Origin of the sequence: Pararhizobium sp. O133 (assembly GCF_051669845.1) — a bacterium.
GTDB lineage: Bacteria > Pseudomonadota > Alphaproteobacteria > Rhizobiales > Rhizobiaceae > Pararhizobium.
The window spans coordinates 571343-592769 of the sequence record NZ_CP196426.1; the positions used below are offsets into that span (position 1 = coordinate 571343).

Annotated in this window: 22 protein-coding genes and 1 pseudogene; 14 read left to right on the forward strand and 9 right to left on the reverse strand. The window is 62.3% G+C overall.

Features of this window, described 5'->3' with window-relative positions:
• Window positions 1–43 precede the first annotated feature (43 nt).
• Window positions 44–1276 carry a putative DNA modification/repair radical SAM protein gene (locus ACST81_RS02680; RefSeq protein WP_438751258.1) on the forward strand — a complete coding sequence of 411 codons (1233 nt, stop codon included), beginning with the start codon at window positions 44–46 and terminating at the stop codon, window positions 1274–1276.
• Window positions 1276–2718, forward strand: coding sequence for a UdgX family uracil-DNA binding protein (locus ACST81_RS02685; protein ID WP_438751259.1), 1443 nt, complete (start codon window positions 1276–1278; stop codon window positions 2716–2718). Before ACST81_RS02680 ends, ACST81_RS02685 begins: the two co-directional genes overlap by 1 nt.
• A gap of 22 nt (window positions 2719–2740) precedes the next feature.
• On the opposite strand, the gene ACST81_RS02690 is transcribed toward ACST81_RS02685, so the two are convergent.
• From ACST81_RS02690 to ACST81_RS02705, 4 genes are all read right to left on the reverse strand, one after another.
• Window positions 2741–3868, reverse strand: a complete 1128-nt coding sequence (locus ACST81_RS02690) for an NAD(P)/FAD-dependent oxidoreductase (RefSeq protein ID WP_438751260.1) — start codon at window positions 3866–3868, stop codon at window positions 2741–2743.
• Window positions 3869–3897: 29 nt separating this feature from the next.
• A complete protein-coding gene (locus tag ACST81_RS02695; RefSeq protein WP_438751261.1) occupies window positions 3898–4317 on the reverse strand; it encodes a hypothetical protein in 420 nt (139 codons plus the stop codon).
• A gap of 67 nt (window positions 4318–4384) precedes the next feature.
• Window positions 4385–4465, reverse strand: a complete 81-nt coding sequence (locus ACST81_RS02700; RefSeq protein WP_438753352.1) for a hypothetical protein — start codon at window positions 4463–4465, stop codon at window positions 4385–4387.
• 67 nt (window positions 4466–4532) lie between these two features.
• Complete coding sequence (locus tag ACST81_RS02705; RefSeq protein WP_438751262.1) at window positions 4533–5789, reverse strand: M24 family metallopeptidase; 1257 nt, start codon at window positions 5787–5789, stop codon at window positions 4533–4535.
• Between the two features lie 132 nt (window positions 5790–5921).
• Here ACST81_RS02705 and ACST81_RS02710 point away from each other — a divergent pair, with 132 nt between their 5' ends.
• Genes ACST81_RS02710 through ACST81_RS02725 form a run of 4 tightly spaced genes read left to right on the forward strand, consistent with a single transcriptional unit; the run spans window position 5922 to window position 8931 of the window.
• On the forward strand, window positions 5922–7109 hold the full coding sequence (locus ACST81_RS02710; protein ID WP_438751263.1) for an acyl-CoA dehydrogenase: 1188 nt from the start codon (window positions 5922–5924) through the stop codon (window positions 7107–7109).
• A gap of 20 nt (window positions 7110–7129) precedes the next feature.
• Entirely contained in the window at window positions 7130–8314 is a 1185-nt protein-coding gene (locus tag ACST81_RS02715) for a CaiB/BaiF CoA transferase family protein (RefSeq protein WP_438751264.1), read from the forward strand.
• Between the two features lie 45 nt (window positions 8315–8359).
• Window positions 8360–8551: a type II toxin-antitoxin system VapB family antitoxin gene (locus ACST81_RS02720; RefSeq protein ID WP_438751265.1), complete on the forward strand. Its 192-nt coding sequence runs from the start codon at window positions 8360–8362 to the stop codon at window positions 8549–8551.
• Between the two features lie 5 nt (window positions 8552–8556).
• Entirely contained in the window at window positions 8557–8931 is a 375-nt protein-coding gene (locus tag ACST81_RS02725) for a type II toxin-antitoxin system VapC family toxin (protein WP_438751266.1), read from the forward strand.
• Between the two features lie 24 nt (window positions 8932–8955).
• On the opposite strand, the gene ACST81_RS02730 is transcribed toward ACST81_RS02725, so the two are convergent.
• Window positions 8956–10413: an NAD-dependent succinate-semialdehyde dehydrogenase gene (locus ACST81_RS02730; protein WP_438751267.1), complete on the reverse strand. Its 1458-nt coding sequence runs from the start codon at window positions 10411–10413 to the stop codon at window positions 8956–8958.
• Window positions 10414–10595: 182 nt separating this feature from the next.
• Window positions 10596–11864, reverse strand: a complete 1269-nt coding sequence (locus ACST81_RS02735) for a 4-aminobutyrate--2-oxoglutarate transaminase (RefSeq protein WP_438751269.1) — start codon at window positions 11862–11864, stop codon at window positions 10596–10598.
• 267 nt (window positions 11865–12131) lie between these two features.
• On the opposite strand from ACST81_RS02735, the gene ACST81_RS02740 reads away from it, so the two are divergent.
• The 4 genes and pseudogenes from ACST81_RS02740 to ACST81_RS02755 all read left to right on the forward strand — a co-directional run bounded on the left by ACST81_RS02740 (window position 12132) and on the right by ACST81_RS02755 (window position 13824).
• On the forward strand, window positions 12132–12377 hold the full coding sequence (locus ACST81_RS02740) for a type II toxin-antitoxin system RelB/DinJ family antitoxin (RefSeq protein ID WP_438751271.1): 246 nt from the start codon (window positions 12132–12134) through the stop codon (window positions 12375–12377).
• A gap of 27 nt (window positions 12378–12404) precedes the next feature.
• Window positions 12405–13226, forward strand: coding sequence for a MerR family transcriptional regulator (locus tag ACST81_RS02745; protein ID WP_438751272.1), 822 nt, complete (start codon window positions 12405–12407; stop codon window positions 13224–13226).
• A 32-nt stretch (window positions 13227–13258) separates the two neighbouring features.
• A pseudogene (locus ACST81_RS02750) lies at window positions 13259–13402 on the forward strand (amino acid ABC transporter); the annotation flags it as partial.
• A gap of 299 nt (window positions 13403–13701) precedes the next feature.
• On the forward strand, window positions 13702–13824 hold the full coding sequence (locus ACST81_RS02755) for a hypothetical protein (RefSeq protein ID WP_274534236.1): 123 nt from the start codon (window positions 13702–13704) through the stop codon (window positions 13822–13824).
• A gap of 141 nt (window positions 13825–13965) precedes the next feature.
• On the opposite strand, the gene ACST81_RS02760 is transcribed toward ACST81_RS02755, so the two are convergent.
• The 3 genes from ACST81_RS02760 to ACST81_RS02770 form a co-directional block, all read right to left on the reverse strand.
• Complete coding sequence (locus tag ACST81_RS02760) at window positions 13966–15354, reverse strand: sensor histidine kinase (protein WP_438751273.1); 1389 nt, start codon at window positions 15352–15354, stop codon at window positions 13966–13968.
• Window positions 15354–16028, reverse strand: coding sequence for a response regulator (locus ACST81_RS02765; protein ID WP_438751274.1), 675 nt, complete (start codon window positions 16026–16028; stop codon window positions 15354–15356). Before ACST81_RS02765 ends, ACST81_RS02760 begins: the two co-directional genes overlap by 1 nt.
• A 123-nt stretch (window positions 16029–16151) precedes the next feature.
• Complete coding sequence (locus tag ACST81_RS02770; protein ID WP_438751275.1) at window positions 16152–16766, reverse strand: hypothetical protein; 615 nt, start codon at window positions 16764–16766, stop codon at window positions 16152–16154.
• 220 nt (window positions 16767–16986) lie between these two features.
• Here ACST81_RS02770 and ACST81_RS02775 point away from each other — a divergent pair, with 220 nt between their 5' ends.
• The 4 genes from ACST81_RS02775 (at window position 16987) to ACST81_RS02790 (ending at window position 21301) form a co-directional block, all read left to right on the forward strand.
• Window positions 16987–18048, forward strand: a complete 1062-nt coding sequence (locus ACST81_RS02775; protein ID WP_438751276.1) for an ABC transporter substrate-binding protein — start codon at window positions 16987–16989, stop codon at window positions 18046–18048.
• 293 nt (window positions 18049–18341) lie between these two features.
• Entirely contained in the window at window positions 18342–19286 is a 945-nt protein-coding gene (locus ACST81_RS02780; RefSeq protein WP_438751278.1) for a Bug family tripartite tricarboxylate transporter substrate binding protein, read from the forward strand.
• Window positions 19283–19774: a tripartite tricarboxylate transporter TctB family protein gene (locus tag ACST81_RS02785; protein ID WP_438751279.1), complete on the forward strand. Its 492-nt coding sequence runs from the start codon at window positions 19283–19285 to the stop codon at window positions 19772–19774. Before ACST81_RS02780 ends, ACST81_RS02785 begins: the two co-directional genes overlap by 4 nt.
• A 9-nt stretch (window positions 19775–19783) precedes the next feature.
• Window positions 19784–21301 (forward strand): tripartite tricarboxylate transporter permease, encoded by a 1518-nt coding sequence (locus ACST81_RS02790; protein WP_438751280.1) that lies wholly within the window; start codon window positions 19784–19786, stop codon window positions 21299–21301.
• Window positions 21302–21427: the final 126 nt, after the last annotated feature.

Genomic DNA, 21427 nt, shown 5'->3' on the forward strand with positions numbered 1-21427 from the left:
CCGGCGTTGACCCGGCAGCCACAAGAACATATCATGAACGATTATGAAGAAGTCGCTGAATGAACGATTGGCCATCCTTTCGGATGCCGCCAAGTACGATGCTTCCTGTGCCTCGAGCGGAACGATGAAACGGGATTCGTCCAAGTCCGGCGGGCTGGGGTCAACGGAGGGTTCCGGCATCTGCCATGCCTATGCGCCGGACGGGCGCTGCATATCGCTCCTGAAAATCCTGATGACGAATTTCTGCATCTATGACTGCGCCTATTGCATCAACCGGTCGTCCAGCAATGTCGAGCGCGCCCGGTTCAGCGTCGAGGAGGTCGTCTGGCTGACACTGGAATTCTATCGGCGCAATTATATCGAAGGCCTGTTTCTATCGTCCGGCATCATCCGCTCGTCGGATTATACGATGGAGGAAATGGTGCGGATCGCGCGGGAACTGCGCGTCACCCATAATTTCCGCGGCTATATTCATTTGAAATCGATCCCGGAAGCTTCGCCGCTGCTGATCGAGCAAGCCGGGCTCTATGCCGACCGCATGTCGATCAATATCGAACTGCCGACCGACACCGGCCTCAACCGGCTGGCGCCGGAAAAGCAGCCGGCCAATATCCGCCGCTCGATGGGGGAACTGCGGCTGAAGATCGAGGCGGCGAACGACCCGACCCTGCAGACCAAGCGGCGCAAGCGCTTCGTGCCGGCCGGACAGAGCACGCAGGTCATCGTCGGGGCGGATCAGGCCAATGATTCCGTCATTCTCGGCACCAGCGCCCGGCTCTACGGGAGTTACGGCCTGCGGCGTGTCTATTATTCCGCGTTCAGCCCCATTCCCGACGCATCGAAGAGCTTGCCGTTGATCAAGCCGCCGCTGATGCGCGAACACCGGCTCTATCAGGCTGATTGGCTCTATCGCTTCTACGGCTTTGGCATCGAGGAGATCACCGAAAACCAGCCGGACGGCATGCTGGACCTGAAGCTCGATCCGAAGCTCGCCTGGGCGCTCGTCAACCGGCATCGGTTCCCGGTCGATATCAATACGGCCGAGCGCGAGATGCTGCTACGGGTACCGGGGCTCGGCACCAAGGCCGTCAAGGGCATCCTGTCGGCACGACGCCACCGGCGCCTGCGGCTGGAGGATTTGGCGCGGCTGCATGTCTCGGTGAAGAAGGTGCAGTCGTTCCTCGTGGCGGACGGCTGGTCACCGCATCGGCTGATCGATCGCTCCGACCTCCGTTCGATGTTCGAGCCCAAGCCGGAACAATTGGCATTGTTGTGATGCGGGCGGTCATGCTGGAGGGCAAGGGGGATTTTATCGAGTGGCGCAATGCCGCGCGGACCTTGCTGCTTGAGCGCCGTTCGCCGCAGGAGATCGACTGGCGCTGCAGGGACGACGCGGCGGGCGATCTGTTCGGGCCCGCGCCGGAGACAGTACCCTTGGCCGGCGTTGCACCGCAGGCCACACTGACGGTGCCGCAAGCTTTCCTGTCGCTGGCGGAGGCCGTGATCTGCCATAGCGATCCCGCGCGGTTCCAGCTTCTTTACCGCGTGCTCTTTCGGCTGCAGGAGGAGCGGGCGCTTTTGGAGATCCGCTCGGATGTCGATATCGCCCAACTGCATGCGATGGAAAAATCGGTGCGGCGCGATTGCCACAAGATGACGGCCTTCGTCCGCTTCAAGGAGATCGAAGGCACCCTTCCACGCCGGCGGTTTCTCGCCTGGTTCGAGCCCGATCATCATATCGTCGCGCGGGCCGCGCCCTTCTTCCAGCGCCGCTTTACCGACATGGACTGGATCATCGCCACGCCGAAGGGAACGGCCGCCTGGGACGGTGCCAATCTGACGACATCGACGGAGCCGGCGGACAATCCGATGCTGACCGATGATACCGATGCGCTCTGGCGTACCTATTTCGCCAACATCTTCAATCCGGCCCGTCTGAAGGTGAAGATGATGCAGACGGAGATGCCGAAGAAATACTGGAAGAACCTGCCGGAAGCGCAACTCATTCCCGGCATGATCGCCAGCGCGGAGGCAAGCGTCGTCGCCATGGCCGAGCGGGCGGCAAGGGATGCGCCGCTGTTTCACGAACGCCTGCAGGCCGCCGCCCGCGCAGTGCCGGACGTGCCGAGTCCACCCGCCGGAACACTGGAGGAGGCGCGCGCGGCGGCGCGCACCTGCACCCGCTGCGCACTTCACTGCAAGGCGACCCAGACGGTGTTCGGCGAAGGCCCGGCCGATGCGCGGATGATGATCGTTGGCGAACAGCCGGGTGACCAGGAAGACTTGGCCGGACGCCCCTTCGTCGGGCCGGCGGGAAAGCTGTTCGACACAGTTGCCGGCGAGGTCGGGCTTAACCGGACACAGGCTTACGTGACCAACGCGGTCAAGCACTTCAAGTACGAGCCGCGCGGCAAGCGCCGTATCCACCAAAAGCCCAATATGGGCGAGGTGCAGCACTGCAAATGGTGGCTGAAGCTGGAGCTCGATCTGGTAAAGCCGAAGCTCGTCGTGGCGATGGGCGCGACAGCGCTTGCGGCCCTCACCGACAGCCGCCAAAAACTTTCCGACCTGCGTGGTCAGGTGCTGTCGTTCGGCGAGAGGCAATCGCTGCTCGTCACCGTGCATCCGTCCTATCTGTTGCGCATTCCCGACGCAGATCGGCGGATGGAGGAAATGTCCCGGTTTCGCACGGATCTCGCGACGGCGGCCACCTTCTAACAACAGAGCCGAATCGGCAGTGTCAGTGAGAGAACCGCAGCGGGCTGAATGCCTGCGGGTCGAGCGCCTGTGCCCTGAAGTCCTTGGGTTCCGGCGCGCCAGTCAGCAGGTTGGCCGCCAGTCGTCCGAGCGCCGGCGAGGTCAGGATACCGAAACCGCCTTGTCCGGCAAGCCAGAAGAAATGCGGATTATCGTGCGCTGCGCCGATGACCGGCAGGTTGTCGGGCGCGAAGCTGCGCATGCCGGCCCAACTCTTGGCGATGCGGCGGACGGGAATGGTCGTGGCTTCCTCGATATAATGGGCGGCCCAGGCGATATCGAGTTCCTCCGGCTGCACATCGCCGGGCTCGCATGGGGTGGCGTCGGCGGGGCAAGCCAGCAGACGGCCCGCGTCGGGCTTCATGTAGAACTCCTCGTCAAGCTCGTTGATCTCCGGCATGGCCGAAAGATCGATACCCTCGGGCGGATCGATGAGGATGGCGGTGCGGCGGTGCGGCACGATGCCGAGCGGCTTGACCCCGAAAAGAGCAGCGGTCTGGTCGGCCCAGCCGCCGGCGGCATTGACGACGGTTCTGGCGCGGATGATGCCGGATGGTGTCTCGATTATCCAGGCGCCGCCATCGTGGCGGGCGCAGAGGACGCCGTGGCCTTCGCGGATTTCCACACCACTGCGGCGGGCACCCCGGACATAGCCCTGCAACAGGCTTTCGACTTCGATGTCCCAGAAGTTCGGATCGTGAAATCCTGCAGCGGCGTAGCCGGGCTTCAGGATGGGCACGCGTTCCAGCAGTTCCTCTTCGTCCAAGGCTTCGAGTTCAGGCGTGAAGGCAAGCTCGGAACGGAAAAGCGTGTCCAACCTTGCGGCTTTTTCCAGTGTCGCGATCATTACGCCGCCACGCTGTTTCAGGAGCGGGGTCTCGGAAAAGCCGTCCGGCGGGCCGTCGAAGAAGTCCTTGGCGATCGCGGCGAGTCGGCAGATGGCGGGGCTGTTGTAGCGCAGGACGAATTCGGCGGCGGAGCGGCCGGTGCTGTGATAGCCGAGCGCGGTTTCGCGCTCCAGCACGACGGTGCAGCGATGGGATCCGAGAAAATAAGCCAGCGACAGGCCGGCTATGCCGCCGCCGATGATCGCCACGTCGAATGTCTGCATGTCGGGCTGTCCTTCACGGTGTTCCACATCTAACCGTAGAGGCAAGGTGGGCGGCGTTCAAATTTATAGTCTCGAAGTGAACTATAAGCCGGATTGACGACCGGTGCTGTGATTGAGCGGCTCGGTGTCTTCGACATGGCGAACGCGGCCTCGGTGGGATTGAGGATCGCATTCGGATTGGAGATGCGGAAGACATCGGCGGTCGGCAGGAGGTCATAGGGCGGCAGTTGCCAGAGATCGCCTGCGACCAAGCCGGGTGCTGCCAGATGGTCCGGCACCATGCCGATGCCGATATTGGCCGCAATCAGCCGTAGCGCTTCCTCGACATTGCAGGAGACGGCGCGCACCTGCTGGCCGAACGAACCCATGGCGCGCACGGCTGTGATCGCGTTCATATGCTGGCCGCCGAGCATATCGGCGATGAAGGCGATATAGGGATCGCCGCGCAAGTCGTTGAGCGCCGCACCTTTTACCCCGTAAAGCCGATGGCCACGGCCGCGATAGAGGCCATATTGCTCACGGATATGGAATGCCTTCGTCAGGCCGGCGGTCGATCAGTTTCTGGCCAACGGTCTGCTCCAGCCGCTTTAGCGCCATGCTGACGGCCGGTTGCTGCAGCAGGAGCCGGTTCGCCGCGGCGATTGTCGGGCATGGAACCGCGTCCTCAAATGCAGACGAGACCGGAGGGAAGCCGGTTCATCACCTCGTGTCCATCGGCGGTAACCAGCAACTGGTTCTCGATGATCATGCCGCCGACGCCATCGACATACCACGGCGTCTCGAAGGCGAGCACCATGCCAGGTTCGATGATCACATCGGATTGCCGCGACAGGAAAGGCCATTCCTCACTGCCGAGGCCAGCACCCAGCCCATGGCCGAAATGGCCGCGCGTATAGCCGGGGAAGCCGGCCTTGCCCATCGCTTCGGTCGTCACCCGATGAACCTCGCGCATGGCAATGCCGGGCCGGATCATGCTGATGCCGGCGTCATAGGCGATCTGCAGTGCATCGAACAGGCGGCTCTGAAGCGACGAGGGCTCGCCGCAGACGAAGGTGCGGCCGGTATCGGATGTGTAACCGGAGATGAGGCAGCCGACATCCACCTTGATCAGGTCACCGGGTGCGACCACGCCGCCGCGCGTCCATGGATTTTGGCCGACGGAAACATATTCCCATAGGCCTGTGAGGTTGTCGACCTTGCGTAGCGCCGCCTCGGCACGTGCGCCCGCTTCCCAAGCTGCAGCCAAGGCATCACGGCTGACACCGACAGCGATCTGTTCGCGTAGCGCGACAATGCCGGCTTCGGCGAGTTCCACGGCCATGCGCAGGTGGGCGATTTCAGCCGGCGACTTGATCATCTTCAACCGGCGAACCAAATCGGTCGCGTCGATCAGCGTGGCACCCGACAGGGCGGATGCCAACAGTTGGAAATCGGAGACCGAAAGGCTGTCGAATTCGACGCCGATCCGTCCCCTGTGCAGCCCGCGATCGCGCAGAAGCGAGGCTGCGAGCCTGAAGCCATGGGTGGCATCGAAGGTTTCGGGGCGCTGGAATCCGGCCGGGCGGCCCTGCCGTGCCCATGCTACCTGGATAAGCTCTTCCGGTGATGCGGCCTGCAATCCCCGGATATCGCCCGTCTCGACCCAGATCGGGTTAATGCGGATGTCGGTGATGGTGCTTGAGGCTCGAAAGGCGGCTTCAAACAGGTCGGTGACGACGGCGGCGGTATCCTGATCGGGATCGGCGGGAATGATAGCGGCGATCGCGCCTGCCCGCCGCCACATGGTCGCGACCCCGGCTGGTGCGCCGGTGGTATAGGTAAAGCTTTCCGGTGACAGAAGCAGGAGGGCGTCCAGTCCCGCCGCCTGCATCATCCGCGCCGCGCGTACCCTGTCGAGATGAGCCCCATCGAGGTGAGTCATGCCGTTTTCCGTTCACCGCCGGACCGCCGTCTTCCATTCCCGGAATGCATGAGGCAGTGCCGCATTTTCGTTTGTATCGCTTCGTCCGGCTTGCCATAACGGGCACAAGAAGGAAAGTAACGGGAGGATGCCATGGCTCAAAGACAGGAATTCCAGTGGGACGATGCTTTCCTGCTGGAGGATCAACTTTCCGAAGACGAGCGGATGATCCGCGACAGTGCCCGCGCCTATGCGCAGGACAAGCTGCAGCCGCGCGTCATCGATGCCTATCGCAATGAGGCGACCGATCCCTCGATCTTCCGCGAAATGGGCGAACTCGGCCTGCTTGGCGTTACGGTGCCGGACACCTATGGCGGCGTCGGCGCATCCTATGTGGCTTACGGCCTGGTTGCCCGCGAAGTCGAGCGCGTCGATTCCGGATATCGCTCGATGATGAGCGTACAGTCATCGCTGGTGATCTATCCGATCCATGCTTACGGCTCCGAGGGGCAGCGCCAAAAATACCTGCCGAAGCTAATCAGCGGCGAATGGATTGGCTGTTTCGGCCTGACCGAGCCGGATGCCGGCTCCGATCCCGGCGGCATGAAGACGCGGGCGGTGAAGACCGACACCGGTTATCGGTTGAGCGGCTCGAAGATGTGGATCTCCAATGCGCCGATCGCCGATGTTTTCGTCGTCTGGGCGAAATCCGAAGCGCATGGCAATGCGATCCGCGGTTTCGTTCTGGAAAAGGGTATGAAGGGTCTTTCGGCGCCGAAGATCGGCGGCAAGCTGTCGCTGCGCGCCTCCATCACCGGCGAAATCGTCATGGACAATGTCGAGGTCGGCGAGGACGCGCTGCTGCCGAATGTCGAGGGACTGAAAGGCCCGTTCGGCTGCCTCAACCGCGCCCGTTACGGTATTTCCTGGGGCGTTTTGGGCTCGGCGGAATTCTGCTGGCATGCGGCCCGCCAATATGGGCTCGACCGCAAGCAGTTCGGCAAGCCGCTGGCGCAGACGCAGCTCTTCCAGAAGAAGCTTGCGGATATGCAGACGGAAATCACCCTTGGCTTGCAGGCGTCATTGCGCGTCGGTCAGTTGATGGATGCCGGCCGCATGGCGCCGGAAATGATCTCGATCGTCAAGCGCAATAATTGCGGCAAGGCGCTGGATATCGCCCGGCAGGCACGCGACATGCACGGTGGCAATGGCATTTCCGAGGATTATCAGGTCATGCGCCATATGGTGAACCTCGAGACGGTCAATACCTATGAAGGCACTCACGACGTGCACGCCCTGATCCTTGGTCGCGCCCAGACGGGGCTGCAGGCTTTCTTCTGAGCGGGATAAAGGGGCAGGGCATGGAAACGCCGTTGCAGGGCCTGAAGGTTCTCGAACTTGCCCGCATCCTGGCCGGTCCCTGGATCGGCCAGACGCTGGCCGATCTCGGTGCCGATGTCATCAAGGTGGAAAGTCCTGCGGGTGACGACACCCGGACCTGGGGGCCGCCCTTCATCGAGGGCGAGGGCGGCGAACATCTGGACGCCGCCTATTTCCATGCCTGCAATCGCGGCAAGCGCTCCGTCGTGCTCGATTTTACCACGCCAGAAGGCCAGGAGGCCGTTCGCCGGCTGGCTGCGCAGTCGGACGTTCTTCTGGAAAACTTCAAGGTCGGCGGTCTGGCGAAATATGGGCTGGATTATGAAAGCCTGAAGAAGATCAATCCGCAGCTGATCTATTGCTCAGTCACCGGCTTCGGGCAGGACGGTCCCTATGCGCATCGCGCCGGCTACGACTACATTATTCAGGGTATGAGCGGCATCATGGACCTGACCGGCGACCCGGAGGGCGAGCCGCAGAAGATCGGCGTCGCCTTCGCCGATATCTTCACCGGGCTTTACGGCGTCATCGCCATCCAGGCGGCGCTCCACATGCGCGAACGGACAGGCGTCGGCCAGCAGGTCGATATGGCACTGTTCGACAGCATGACCGGGGTGCTTGCCAATCAGGCGCTGAACTTCCTCGTCTCGGGCAAGTCACCGCGCCGTCTCGGCAATGCCCATCCGAACATCGCGCCCTATCAGGTCTTTCCCGTGGCCGATGGTCACCTGATCGTCGCCGTCGGTAACGACCGGCAGTTCGTGAAGTTCTGCGGGCTTTTGGGACTCGATGAGCTTGCGACCGACCCGCGTTATCTCACCAATGCCGGACGGGTGAAGCATCGCGACACGCTGACGCCGGAACTGACGGCGCGGACTCAGAGATTCGACCGCGACACGCTTCTCGCCATGCTGGAGGCGGCCGGTGTACCGGGCGGACCGATTAATGCGGTCGCTGACGTCTTCTCCGACCCGCAGATCATCCACCGCGGCATGCGGGTCGATACACCACATAGCGGATCAGCGTCGGGAACCGCGCCCGGCGTGCGCACGCCGGTGGCATTTTCGGACGCCAAACTGGCGCTGGAACGCGGTTCTCCACGGCTCGGCGAGCATACGGACGAGGTTCTGGCGGAGATCGGGATGGGGCCTCGCGCATTGAAATGAGCATCATTCGATGATAGATTTGATGCGTATTGTGAGGATGCCCAGATGCGCACGACCATTATTCTCGATGATGAATTGCTCGCCCGGGCACAAGAATTGACCGGGATCGACGAAAAAAGTGCGCTGATGAGAGAGGCGCTCAAATCTCTTATTGCGCGTGAAGCCGGAAGGCGGCTGGCCCTCTTGGGCGGTACGGAGCCAGATCTGGAGGATATCCCCCGCCGACGCTTCAAATGAGCCCCATGGTTCTCATCGATACATCGATATGGGTCGATCATCTTCATGCACCCAACGATATTCTGCTGGATTTGCTGGTCGCGCAAAACGGATTGATGCATCCGTTCGTCGCGGGAGAAGTCGCTCTTGGCACTTTGCGTAACCGGAAAAACATTCTGCAGATGTTCGGAGAGTTGCCTCAAGCTCAGGTCGCATCGCCAGCAGAAGTCATGCGGTTGATCGAGCGACAAACACTATTCGGCGTCGGCATAGGTTATGTCGATGTACATCTTCTGGCATCCGTCCTGCTTACGCCGCACTGCATGTTATGGACGCGCGACAAGAGGTTGGCTTCGGCGGCGACGAAGATGAATATCAGACTCGCGCCGACGATGCACTGAAGCTGATAATGTCGGGACGTGCCCTCAAATATTCCCCATGCAGAGATATTTCAACTCCAGATAGTCCTCCGCGCCGTGGCGGGAGCCTTCTCGGCCGATGCCGGATTGCTTGAGGCCGCCAAAGGGGGCGGCTTCGGAGGACATGCGGCCGGTATTGATGCCGATCATGCCGTATTCGAGTGCTTCGGCGATGCGCCAGACCTTTTTCAGCTCGGTCGCGTAGAAATAGGCGGCGAGGCCATAGATCGTGTCGTTGGCCTGCAGGATGACGTCTTCCATCGTCTCGAAGCGGATGATCGGGGCGACCGGGCCGAAGGTTTCGTCGCAGGCGACCAGCATGCCCTTGCCGACATTGGATAGGACCGTCGGTTCGAAGAAGGCGCTGGAGACGCGCTTGCCGCCGCTGAGCAGCGTCGCCCCCTTCGAAACCGCGTCGTTGACATGGGCCTCGACCTTCTCGATGGCCCGGCTGTCGATCAGCGGGCCGATGGTGACACCCTTGGAAAAGCCGTCGCCGACCGTGAGCTTTTCGACTTCGGCGGCCAGCTTGGCGGCGAATTCGTCGTGGACCGTGCTCTGGACATAGATGCGGTTGGCGGACGTGCAGGTCTGGCCGGCATTGCGGAATTTGGCCTGGATCGCGCCATCGACGGCTGCGTCGATATCGGCGTCGTCGAAGACGATGAAGGGCGCGCTGCCGCCGAGTTCGAGGCTCACCTTCTTGATCTGGTCGGAACATTGCCGCATCAGGATGCGGCCGACCTCGGTCGAGCCGGTGAAGCTGATCTTGCGCACACGCGGATTGGCGCAGAGTTCGCGGCCGATCGCATCGCCTTCCGAGGCGAGAACGAGGTTGAGGACGCCCTTCGGAAATCCGGCTCTGACGGCCAGTGCATGCATGGCGAGCGCCACCAGCGGCGTCTGCTCGGCGGGCTTGAGAATGACCGTGCAGCCGACAGCCAGCGCCGGCGAGATCTTGCGCGCCACCATCGAGGCGGGGAAATTCCATGGCGTGATGGTGCCGACGACGCCGACCGGCTGCTTGATCACCAGCATGCGCCGGTCGGTCGAAGGCGCAGGAATGGTTTCGCCGTAAACCCGCTTGGCTTCCTCTGCATACCATTCGATATAGGCGGCCGCGTGCTGCACCTCGGAGCGCGCCTCGTTGAGCGGCTTGCCCATTTCGGCGGTGAGGATGGCCGCGAGATCGTCGAGATGCAGAATGACCAGATCGTGCCAGCGGCGCAGGATCGTGCTGCGCTCCCCGGCCGGGCGTTCAGCCCAGGGAAATTGCGCCGCATAGGCATTGTCGATCGCCGTGCGGGTTTCCGCCACGCCCATGTCGGGCAATGTCGCGAGCGTGGCGCCATTGGCCGGGTTGAGGACGTCGAAAGTCCGTGCATCGGGAGCGATGGGCACGTTCACCAGACCGAGCAGATCGGGCTCCCTGACGTGAGCGATCAGTGTATCGGTGAAGATCATCGGTGATCCCTTCTGGTGACCTGCTAAATTTTCGCCGCGTTGCCCTTCACCCTGGTCCTCTCCCCGCAGGAGGGGCGAGAGGACGACGGAGTGTGCCGCTTGCGTCCTCTTCTCCCCGCTGGGGAGAAGAGGGATCGCCGCCCTCCCTTGTCAAGCGCGATTATCAGCTTAGCCGGACTCCGTCAGCCCCGAGCTTCGAGGATCGACGCTTCGAGGATGTCGAGGGCCTCGGCGAAGACGCCGTCCTGGATGGTGATTGGCGCCAGGAAGCGGATGACATTGCCGTGCACGCCGCAGGTGAGCAGGATGAGACCCTTTTCGAGTGCCTTTAGCCGCACCTTGTTGGCGAAGTCAGCGCTCGGCAGGCTGGTCGTCACATCGTTGAACTCGACGGCGTTCATGAAGCCAGGACCGCGGATATCGACGATTTCCGGGACATTTTCGCGGATAGCGGCGAGGCGCTGCTTCAGTCGGCCGCCGAGCTGTTCGGCGCGGTTGCAGAGATCTTCATCCTTGATGACGTCGAGAACGGCATGCGCCGCCGCAACGCCGATCGGGCTGCCGGCATAGGTGCCGCCGAGACCACCGGGGCCGGGCGCGTCCATGATTTCCTTGCGGCCGGTGACGGCTGCGATCGGGAAGCCGCCGCCAAGGCCCTTGGCCATGGTCGTGAGATCAGCGCATACGCCGTAATGTTCCATGGCAAACAGCTTGCCGGTGCGGGCAAAGCCGGTCTGCACTTCGTCGGCGATCAGCAGGATGCCGTGCTGGTCGCAGATCTCGCGGATTGCCTTCATGAAGTTGACCGGAACCGGATAGAAGCCGCCTTCGCCCTGCACCGGTTCGATGATGATGGCGGCAACGCGGTTCGGATCGACATCGGCCGCAAACAGCTTCTTGAGGACATCAAGCGACTGCTCGACGGTCGTGCCGTGCATTTCGACCGGGAAGGGGGCATGGAAGACGTCGCCCGGCATGGCGCCGAAACCGACCTTGTAGGGAACGACCTTGCCGGTCAGCGCCATGCCCATGAAGGTACGGCCGTGGAAGCCGCCGGAGAAGGCGACGACCGCCTGGCGGCCGGTGGCGGCGCGGGCGATCTTGACGGCATTTTCGACTGCCTCGGCGCCCGTCGTGACGAAGATGGTCTTCTTCTCGAAATTGCCGGGAACGATCGCGTTCAGGCGCTCCGCGAGTTCGACGTAGTTTTCGTAGGGAACGACCTGGTGGCAGGTATGGGTGAAGCGATCGAGCTGCGCCTTGACGGCCTCGATGACGCGCGGATGGCGGTGTCCCGTGTTGACGACCGCGATGCCGGCAGCAAAATCGATGTAGCGGTTGCCGTCCTTGTCCCAGATTTCAGCGTTTTCGGCCCGATCCGCATAAATCTGCGTGGTCATGCCCACACCGCGGGAAATGGCTGCGTTCTTGCGATCGGTCAAACTGGTCACGGCTATCATCCTGAAGCGAGTGAGTTGAATTTTGCAAATCCTATATTTTTTCTGTAGGCTTGCAAATTAATTATAGTGATCGGAAATGCAGTCTTTGTGATGCTTTTTCTTGTGCGTCGCGACGTTGTGTGGCTACGTTGGTGCCTTACACGCCGAATGCATATTTTTTGATACTTCGAACATGCAGGATTTTGCGGCTGACGCTCCGATGGGCTTTCGTGGTTCTCCCGCACAGTTGTAACGCGCAGCCATCAGGAGAATGATGCAATGACTGCAGATGCTATTATCCGTGCCCGCATTGATTCCACCACAAAGCAGAAAGCGATCGCGGCCCTCGATGCCATGGGTCTGTCCGTTTCCGACGCTATCCGCCTGCTGATGCTGCGCATTGCCGAAGAAAAGCGCCTGCCCTTCGAGCTGAAAGTCCCGGAAGTCGAGACCGTACCGGCAATCGAGCGGGACACGCGCCGCCGCGATACGGGTGAAGACCTTTTCCGGGATCTGGAACATTGATGACATGACCCTTTCGTGTGGCCTCCGATGAGCGATGCCGTTCGATACAAGGTTGCCGAGGCGGCGAGGCTCGCCGGCGTATCGGCTTCGACCTTGCGGCTTTGGGAAACGCAGGGGCTTGTCGTGCCGGAACGCTCCGCCACCGGCCACCGGCAATATAGCGAAGGCGATGTCGCCCAGCTGAAGCGCATTTCGTGGTTCCGGGCCGAACGCGGCCTCAATCCCGCAGCCATTCGCGAAGCGCTCGAAGCTGAGGCCAGCGAGCCGGACGATCCCGGTTCGGCCGTAAACACTGAATCCACCCCAATCTCGCAGGTCGGGCGCAAGCTCAGGAGCCTGCGGCACGCGGCGGGCGGGACGCTGGAACAGATCGCCGGCGATGTCGGCATCGCAGCATCGGTCCTGTCGACGCTGGAGCGGACGTCGCAGGGCGTCTCGGTGGCGGTGCTGCACAATCTCGCCGAATATTTCGGAACGACGGTCTCCAGCCTTTCGGGCGAGGACGAGCCGGAGGTCCGGGCGCTGGTGCGTGCCGGCGAATGGCGTGCATGGCCGCGAACGATGCCGGGCGTCACCGTCCAACTGCTGGCCGAAGGCCGCAACCAGATGGATTGCCATCGTTTCGTGCTGGAACCCGGCGCCTCCAGCGAAGGCGCCTACAAGCATGAGGGCGAGGAATTCGTCTATGTCCTCTCCGGCCGGGTCGAGTTCGTGCTCGATTCCGACCAGTTTCACGATCTTCATCCCGGAGATTCTCTCTATTTCGAGAGCCGCCGCCACCACGCCTGGTCGAACCGGCATGATGGGGAGACCGTGCTGTTGTGGATCAATACGCCGCCGACATTTTGAAGCGCTTCTCTTCCCGCCGCTCGTTGTTTGTTTTCGTCGGCGACGGCATCGCGATGCGCCGGGAAGACAACGATCTTCGTGAAAAGCTGAACAAGGCGTTCGCCGAAAGCCGCACCGACCGCACCTACGAGACGATCAACGACAAGTATTTCACGGTTGACGTTTATACGATGAAGTTAGCGATTGAAGACGGAGACCGTCGTGCGGGCGTCGAAAATAGATCGATGGAGCGGTCTGGATGCCGAATTTCCAAGGCGGCGCCAACGTGCATCAAGTCACTGAATCGACGAACGAATAGCGAGAAAGTCCATGAACTATATCGCGCATTTTACTTTGGTTAATATCCGATAAAGCAAATAGAAATGCGTCAAAATTGCCATGCTTGCCGCGCATGGCAGATTTGTTTCTATCGCTACTTCCAAAGTAGAACGGGAAGTGCTACCTGACACTCGCAAACAACCTTATGGAGCTTATCATGTTTTCGCAGCGCAAGCTGTCGAGCCCGTCTGATCGCGGCTTTGTCCAGATGATCTGGAACGCGATCCTTCTCGTTCAGACCCGTGAAACGACCTCTCTCATGACAGGTCGCAACCGCTAGGATCAATCGCCATTCAGCCCATACCGGTCTGCAAATGGCGCTTTCCGCGCTTCCGGTGCTCACGTACGTTAAGTACGCTGCGCTCCGGGTCACGAAAAATCACCATTTTCGACTCGGCCTGAGCTGAATCTCGATCGATCCTTAGGCGGACACGGCGGCCGGAAACGTCACGGAAGCTTTCAAGCCCCTGCCATCCGGCCCTTCGCCCAGCGTGAGATGTCCGCCGAACAATCCGGCGATTTCTTCGACGATCGGAAGACCCAATCCCATTCCCGGAGCTTCGCCGCGTCCGCCGCGCGCAAAACGCTGGCGTGCGACCTGCCGGTTTTCCGGCGGGATGCCGGGACCGTTGTCTTCGACATCGAGCCGGATTTCCGTCGGCTGCGCGGCGACACGGACCGTTACCTCGGCCCCCTTGCCCGCATAGGCGATCGCGTTCTCGATCAGGTTGCGCAGCAATTCGCCGATCAGCAACGGCTCCGCCTGGATGAGCGCCGCGCTCTCGCCTTCAAAACCCAGGTCGATGCCTGCGTCGCGTGCGCCCGGCACATGATCCCCTGTCAATTCCTGCGCCAGCGCCGTCAAGTCGATGGTCGCCAGCGGCTGCGGTTCGCTTGAACCTGCCGCGTCGATCTTTGCCATCAGCAGCAATTGCGCCAGAATGCGCTCGGCATGCGCGACGGCCTCGTCGCCCTTGCGGGCGGCGCCCTGCGCCTCCTCCAGTGTCGTGGCGCGAACGGACAGCGCAAGCTGGGTGCGGATGATTGCCAGCGGCGTGCGCATCTGGTGGCTGGCATTGCCGGTGAAATGACGCAGCGCGTCCAACGCCGATTGCAGGCGAACCATGAAGGAATTGACGGTCTCGACGAGACCTTGCACCTCGCTCGGCACCTGCTGGTCGATCGGGTGCAGATCGTCGGGATTGCGTTCGGCAATCGCGTCGCCCAGCCGGTAGAGCGGGCGCAGCGAAAAGGTGACGGCAATCCAGACGATGACCGCCGCCCCGAGGATCATCATGCCGAGGCGAAACGCCGAGCGCAGCAGGATGGCCTGCGTCAACTGCCGCCGGGCAATCGTCGTTTCGGCGACGGTGACGACGAAGGGGACGGAATTGATGCCGGTCGAGGCCGACCGTTCAAGTGCCGCGACGCGGATCGGTTCGCCGCGAAACTGCGCGTCGGCGTAAACGGCGGACTGGCCATTCATGTCGGCGATCGATGGCAGGTTCTGGTAGCCGGTGATGAACTGGCCGGGCGGACCGTCGACACGGTAGAACACGCGGTCCTGCGCCGCCGAGGTCAGCATCTCCAGCGCCACATAGGGAATATCGACTTCGAGCGAGCCGTCCTCGGCCACAACGACACGCTCGGCGATCGCCAGCGCGGAGCCGGCGAGCACCCGGTCGGAGACGGCGTTGGCGGTTGTTACCGCCTCGCGGTAGGTGTCGATGAGGGCGAGCGCGCCGATCACCACCGTGGAGATCAAAAGCCAGGCAAGCAGCCGGCGGCGCAGTGAATAGGCGGCGACCATCAGGCGTCCGTCGTCTTGTCGAGATAATAGCCGATGCCGCGCGCGGTGCGCACCGTCAGCCCGTGCGGCGCCAAACGTTTGCGTAAACGACTGACATATTGCTCGATGGCATTGGCACTGAGATCGTCGTCGAAGGCGGTCAGCGACTGGATGATCGCTTCCTTGGCAACCACCTTGCCGGCGCGCATGAACAGGATTTCCAGCAGTCCCAGTTCGCGGGCGGGAATATCGACGGTGACGCCATCGGCGGAAAAGGTCCGCGAATTGAGATCGAGCGAGACATTGCCGTAGCTGACGAGCGAGGATCGCAAGCCTGCCTGCCGGCGCAGCAGCACGCGGACGCGGGCTTCGAATTCGCTGACGTCGAAGGGCTTGATCATGTAGTCGTCGGCACCGAGATCGAGACCCTTGATCTTTTCCTCCTGCGTGCCGCGGGCGGTGAGAATGAGCACGGCGGCCTTGTTCTGCCGGGCGCGCATCGAGCGCAACACATCGAGACCGTCCATTTCCGGCAGGGTCAGGTCGAGGATGACGAGATCGAAAGTTTCGGTCGAGGTGACGGCATCGGCCGAGGCACCGTCGGAGACGATATCGACGGCATAGCCGCTGCCACGCAGGATCGCCGACAGTCCCTGCGACAGCGCCAGATTGTCCTCGACCAAAAGAATGCGCAATTCCGTGTTCTCCCTTGGGGCATAGTATGGCATGAGGCGGGAAACGGAAGCCGGATTCAAGGCTTTATGATGCCTTTGGGCAAGGACACCCAAAGGCTGCGTGACGGGAGGAATTCGGCCCGATCAGGCCTCGGACTTTGCCTGCGGCCAAGTCAGATAGACATATTCGGAGCCGACAGTGCCGAAATAGGCATTGTCGCCGGTGGTCTTGTCGATATAGCTGCCCTCGGCCGTCTTGGTGAAGGCGGCATCGGCGTCGCGCGACAGATGGGCCTTGAGGAACGCGCTCCAGCCGGACTTCTCGGTCGCCGTGCCCGCCTTGCTGTCAGTGTCCTTTTCCTCGGCGCTGTCGGCATCCCAGGCCTTGATGGTGACGCCGCTCAGCGGATCGGTGACCGTGAGTGTTCCGGCCTCAAGCGCCGCCAGCATGGATTTGCCCTGCGCGCTCGTTCCGGCCGTCTCCGCCATCGCTTCCAGTGATTTTTTGAGACCGGCCATGAACGAGGCCGTGGTGACATCGTTGGAAATGGCCGGCTCCTCCGTCCCGGTCGTCGCCGGCGACAGCGAGGACAGGAGCGCGGACAGCGTCTGTGACGAGGAGCTTGATGTGTCTATGCCGTAGCGTTGCAGCAGCGCCGTGCGGCTGTTGCCGGTGTCGGACTGCTGCTCGGTCTCTTTCAGCGCTTTCAGCAGAAACTGCGCGGACTGAAGACGAACGGACTGGAGGGGCGTAACCATTGAAAATCCCGTTATTGTGATCACCGCTTCCGGTTCATCCGGTGCTGCAGGGCGAATACGAACTGGCCGCGTGATCATCCCCGGCGGGCGGACCCTAGGCCGCGAAACCTGCGCGGGCCTATCTCGATGGGTTCTGTCCGAAGGCCCGTCCCTTGTGCCAGCCCGTCCCTTATGCAGGCCGTCCCTTGTGCAGGTGCGGGCGCTGCTGCAAGATGGTTCCATGCGTTTCCTTCTCCCTTTTCTCGGTCTCTTCGCCTTTCCGGCCATGGCGCAGCCGGTCATGTTTCCGGCCCTCTCCGGCAATGCGGCCGCGCAGACCGTCGTCGTCTATTCGTCGCTCGATGAGCCTTTGGCCAAGCCGATGATCTCCGGCTTTCAGGCGGCAAATCCGGATGTGGCGGTGCGCTACGAGGACATGCTGACGGGTGAGATTTACGACCGGATCGTCAAGGAGACCGATGCCGGCCAAAAGACCGCGGATTTTGCCTTTTCCTCGGCCATGGACCTGCAGGTGAAGCTCAGCAATGACGGTTATGCGCAGCGCAGCGATCTGCCGATGTCAGGCCGCTGGCCATCCTGGGCGAACTGGCGCAACACGGCTTACGCCCTGACCTTCGAACCGGCTGTCTTCGTCTATCACAAGCCGAGCTTCACCACGCAAAAGCCGCCCTCGACCCGTGCCGAATTCGTCGATTATCTCAAGCGGCAGGGAAGCGCCGTCTACGGCAAGATCGGCACCTACGATATCGAGCGCTCCGGCGTCGGCTTCCTGTTCATGGCGCGCGACCAGGAACAGTTCGGCGACATCTGGTCGGTCATCCAGGCGATGGGAGCGGCGGGCGTCAAGCTCTATTCCACCAGCTCGGCCATTCTCGAGCGCGTGTCGGACGGCCGCTTCGTGCTCGGCTACAACATACTCGGCTCCTATGCCGCCGATTGGGCGGCGCGCCATCCCGATGTCGGCATCGTGCTGCCGCGTGACTATACCGTCGTCATGTCGCGCATCGGTCTCGTGCCGCAGGCGGCGGCCTCGCCGGATCTCGGGCGGCGCTATCTGGAATTTTTCATGTCGGCGGAAGGCCAGACGATCATGGCGCGCGAATTGCAGATCCCGGCCGTCAGCCCCGACGTGGCGGGGGTCAATACGGCCAACACCCTTCGCGAAATGCTGGGGGCGCAGTTGCGGCCGGTTCCGGTGAGCCCCGGCCTGATGGTCTATCTCGATCAGGTCAAGCGCGCCCGGCTGATCGCTCGTTGGAACGAGGTCTTGCGCCTGCAGTGATCTGCCGGAAGCGGAAGTTTCGGCCTGCCGGTAGACGCGACGGGAAAATTAAGGGACATTAATCCGGCAAGGTTCCGCTGATGTCAGGTAAATGACAGCTTGCTGTGGTGCCTTGTGGTTCTTCATCGTCCGTGGAGGCGGACGATCGAGGCGTATGGGAGGTGCTTCATCAGACCCGACGCAATGGTGAGCCTTTCGAGGCGGCCGCGTCCAGTGTCGCTCGATGACCGTTCTCCCGTTCGCAAAGATGAACAATGCGCGCCGAAATCAGCGCGCCTGACGGAGGACTTCTCTTGAAACAGTTTTTCCTGGCAACCATTCTCGCCGGCGCTCTTGCCCTGCCGGCCGTCGCTGCCGACTACACCATCATCGCTCCCGCCAATCCGGGCGGCGGATGGGACCAGACGGCCCGTTCGATCCAGACCGTGATGCAGCAGGAAGGCATCTCCGGCAATGTGCAGGTACAGAACGTACCGGGCGCCGGTGGCACGATCGGCCTTGCCCAGTTCGCCAGCCAGTCGGCGGGTAACGCCAATGCCCTGATCGTCGGCGGCTACGTCATGGTCGGCGCCATCCTCACCAACAAGTCGCCGGTTTCGCTCAACGACGTTACCCCGATCGCGCGTTTGACCGGCGAATACGAAGCCATCGTCGTTCCCGCCGATTCGCCGCTGAAGTCCATGGGTGACTTGGTCGAAGCGCTGAAGAAGGATCCGGGCGCGGTATCCTGGGGTGGTGGCTCGGCCGGCGGTACCGACCATATCGCGGTCGGCCTGATCGCCAAGGCGGCCGGCGTCGACCCGACCAAGATCAATTACATTGCCTTCTCGGGTGGCGGCGAAGCGCTGGCCGCTATTCTAGGCAGCCAGGTCACGGCCGGCATTTCCGGCTATGGCGAATTCGAATCGCAGATCAAGGCCGGCACGCTGCGCCTTCTCGCCATGTCGAGCCCGGAGCGCCTGCCCGGCATCGATGCTCCGACCATCAAGGAAGGCGGCCTCGACGTCGTGGTTGAAAATTGGCGCATGATCGCCGCGGCACCGGGCCTGACGCCGGAACAGACGGCCGCCGTCTCGGCCGATATCGAGAAGCTGGCCAAGTCCGCCGGCTGGCAGGAAACCTTGAAGACCAAGGGCTGGACCGACACGTATCTTGCCGGCGACGCCTTCAAGGAACAGTTGGCCAAGGACGTCTCGGCCACTGAAGCCGTCCTCAAGGACATCGGTCTCGTTCAATGAGCCAGGGTCACACCCCTTCAACGGAAAAGCGTCGCCCCGACAGGGCGGCGCTTGCCATTGCCGTTTTCCTGGCGGCCCTTGCCGGCGTGATCTTCTGGGATACGTCGCGGCTGGCCAAGATCACCAGCTATTCGGGTATCGGCCCGGCCACCATTCCCTTCGTCATCGCCTGCGGCCTGCTTCTCCTGGCCGCCTGGACCGTTTTCGAGGCGCTTCGGGGTGATTTTCCGGTGCGCGAACGCCAGCAAGCCGGCCCCGTCGTCTGGATCGTCGGCGGTCTCGCCGCCCAGATGCTGCTTTTGAAGCCGCTCGGCTTCTCGATCGCCACCGGTCTGCTCTTTGCCTTGACCGCCGCCGGTTTCGGCAAGCGCAAGCTCTGGTTCACCATCCCGATCGGTGTCGCGATCTGTCTTGTCGTGTGGCTGATCTTTGCAGGCCTCCTGCAGTTGTCGCTGCCCGCCGGTCCGCTCGAACACCTGTTTTGGTAAGGCCCTGACATGACCACATTCGATTTCCTGTTGCAGGGCATTTTCATCGCCGCCCAGCCGATGAACCTGCTCTATGCCTTGATCGGCGTGACCCTCGGCACGGCCGTCGGCGTGCTGCCGGGCATCGGTCCGGCGTTGACGGTGGCGCTGCTGCTACCCGTCACCTACAAGCTCGATCCGGGCGGCTCGCTGATCATGTTCGCCGGCATCTATTACGGCGGCATGTATGGCGGCTCGACGACATCCATCCTGCTCAACACGCCGGGTGAAAGCGCCTCCATCGTCACGGCGCTCGAGGGCAACAAGATGGCCCGGGCCGGGCGAGGTGGCCCGGCATTGGCGACGGCGGCCATTGGTTCTTTCGTCGCCGGCCTCATCGCCACGCTGGGCCTGGCCTTCATCGCCCCGTTCGTCGTCAAGCTGGCCCTGGTCTTCGGCCCGCGTGAATATTTCGCGCTGATGGTGCTGGCTTTCGTCACGGTCTCCTCGGCGTTCGGCGATTCGACGTTGCGAGGGCTGACCTCGCTGTTCATCGGCTTTGCCCTCGCCATCATCGGCATCGACCAACTGACGGGACAGGCGCGCATGAGCTTCGGCATTCCCGACCTGCTCGACGGGGTCGAAGTGACGACGCTTGCCGTCGCCATGTTCGCTATCGGTGAATCGCTCTATATCGCGGCGCAGGGCGACCAGGGGCCGGACAAGGTCGAGGCTGTCAAGGGATCCGTCTGGATGACGGCGCAGGACTGGGGCCGCTCCTGGAAGGCGTGGCTGCGTGGCACGGCGATCGGCTTCCCGATCGGCGCCATGCCGGCGGGCGGTGCCGAGATCGGCACCTTCCTGTCCTATGCGACCGAAAAGCGTCTGACCAAGCATCCGGAAGAGTTCGGTAACGGCGCCATCGAAGGCGTCGCGGGGCCGGAAGCGGCCAACAACGCGTCTGCCGCCGGCACGCTCGTGCCTCTGTTGACCCTTGGCCTGCCGACGACCGCGACGGCGGCGATCATGCTGGCCGGCTTCCAGCAATACGGTCTGCAGCCCGGCCCGCTGCTGTTTGCCACCAATCCGCAACTCGTCTGGGGCCTGATCGCCTCGCTGCTGATCGCCAATTTCATGCTGCTGGTGCTCAACCTGCCGCTGGTCGGCCTGTGGGTGAAGCTTTTGACGATCCCAAAACCCTGGCTTTATGCCGGCATCCTGCTGTTCGCGACGCTCGGTACCATCGGCGCCAACCCGTCGGTGTTCGAACTAGGGATGCTGCTGGCGTTCGGCCTGCTGGGTTATGTCATGCGCATCTTCGGTTACCCGATCGCACCCGTGGTGGTCGGCCTGATCCTCGGCCCCTTGGCCGAGCAGCAATTGCGTCGGGCGCTGTCGATCAGCCAGGGCGATGTGACGGTGCTTTTCACCTCGCCGGTTGCCGCCGTTCTGCTGTTCATCGCGGCGTTGGCGCTGATCGTGCCGTTGATCCTGCGCGCCCGCGGGCGTGGTGAAGTCCTGTCGCAACTGGCGGCAAGCGAAGACTGACAGTCCTCGCAAGACTGTTGCCGGACAAGGTCCGGTCGGTGGGCGCCGACCGGACCTTTTCTATTTGCATGGCTGGGGTGAATTCCTGTGCGTTGTAAATGGGGGTGCCGAGGCTCATATTCCTCT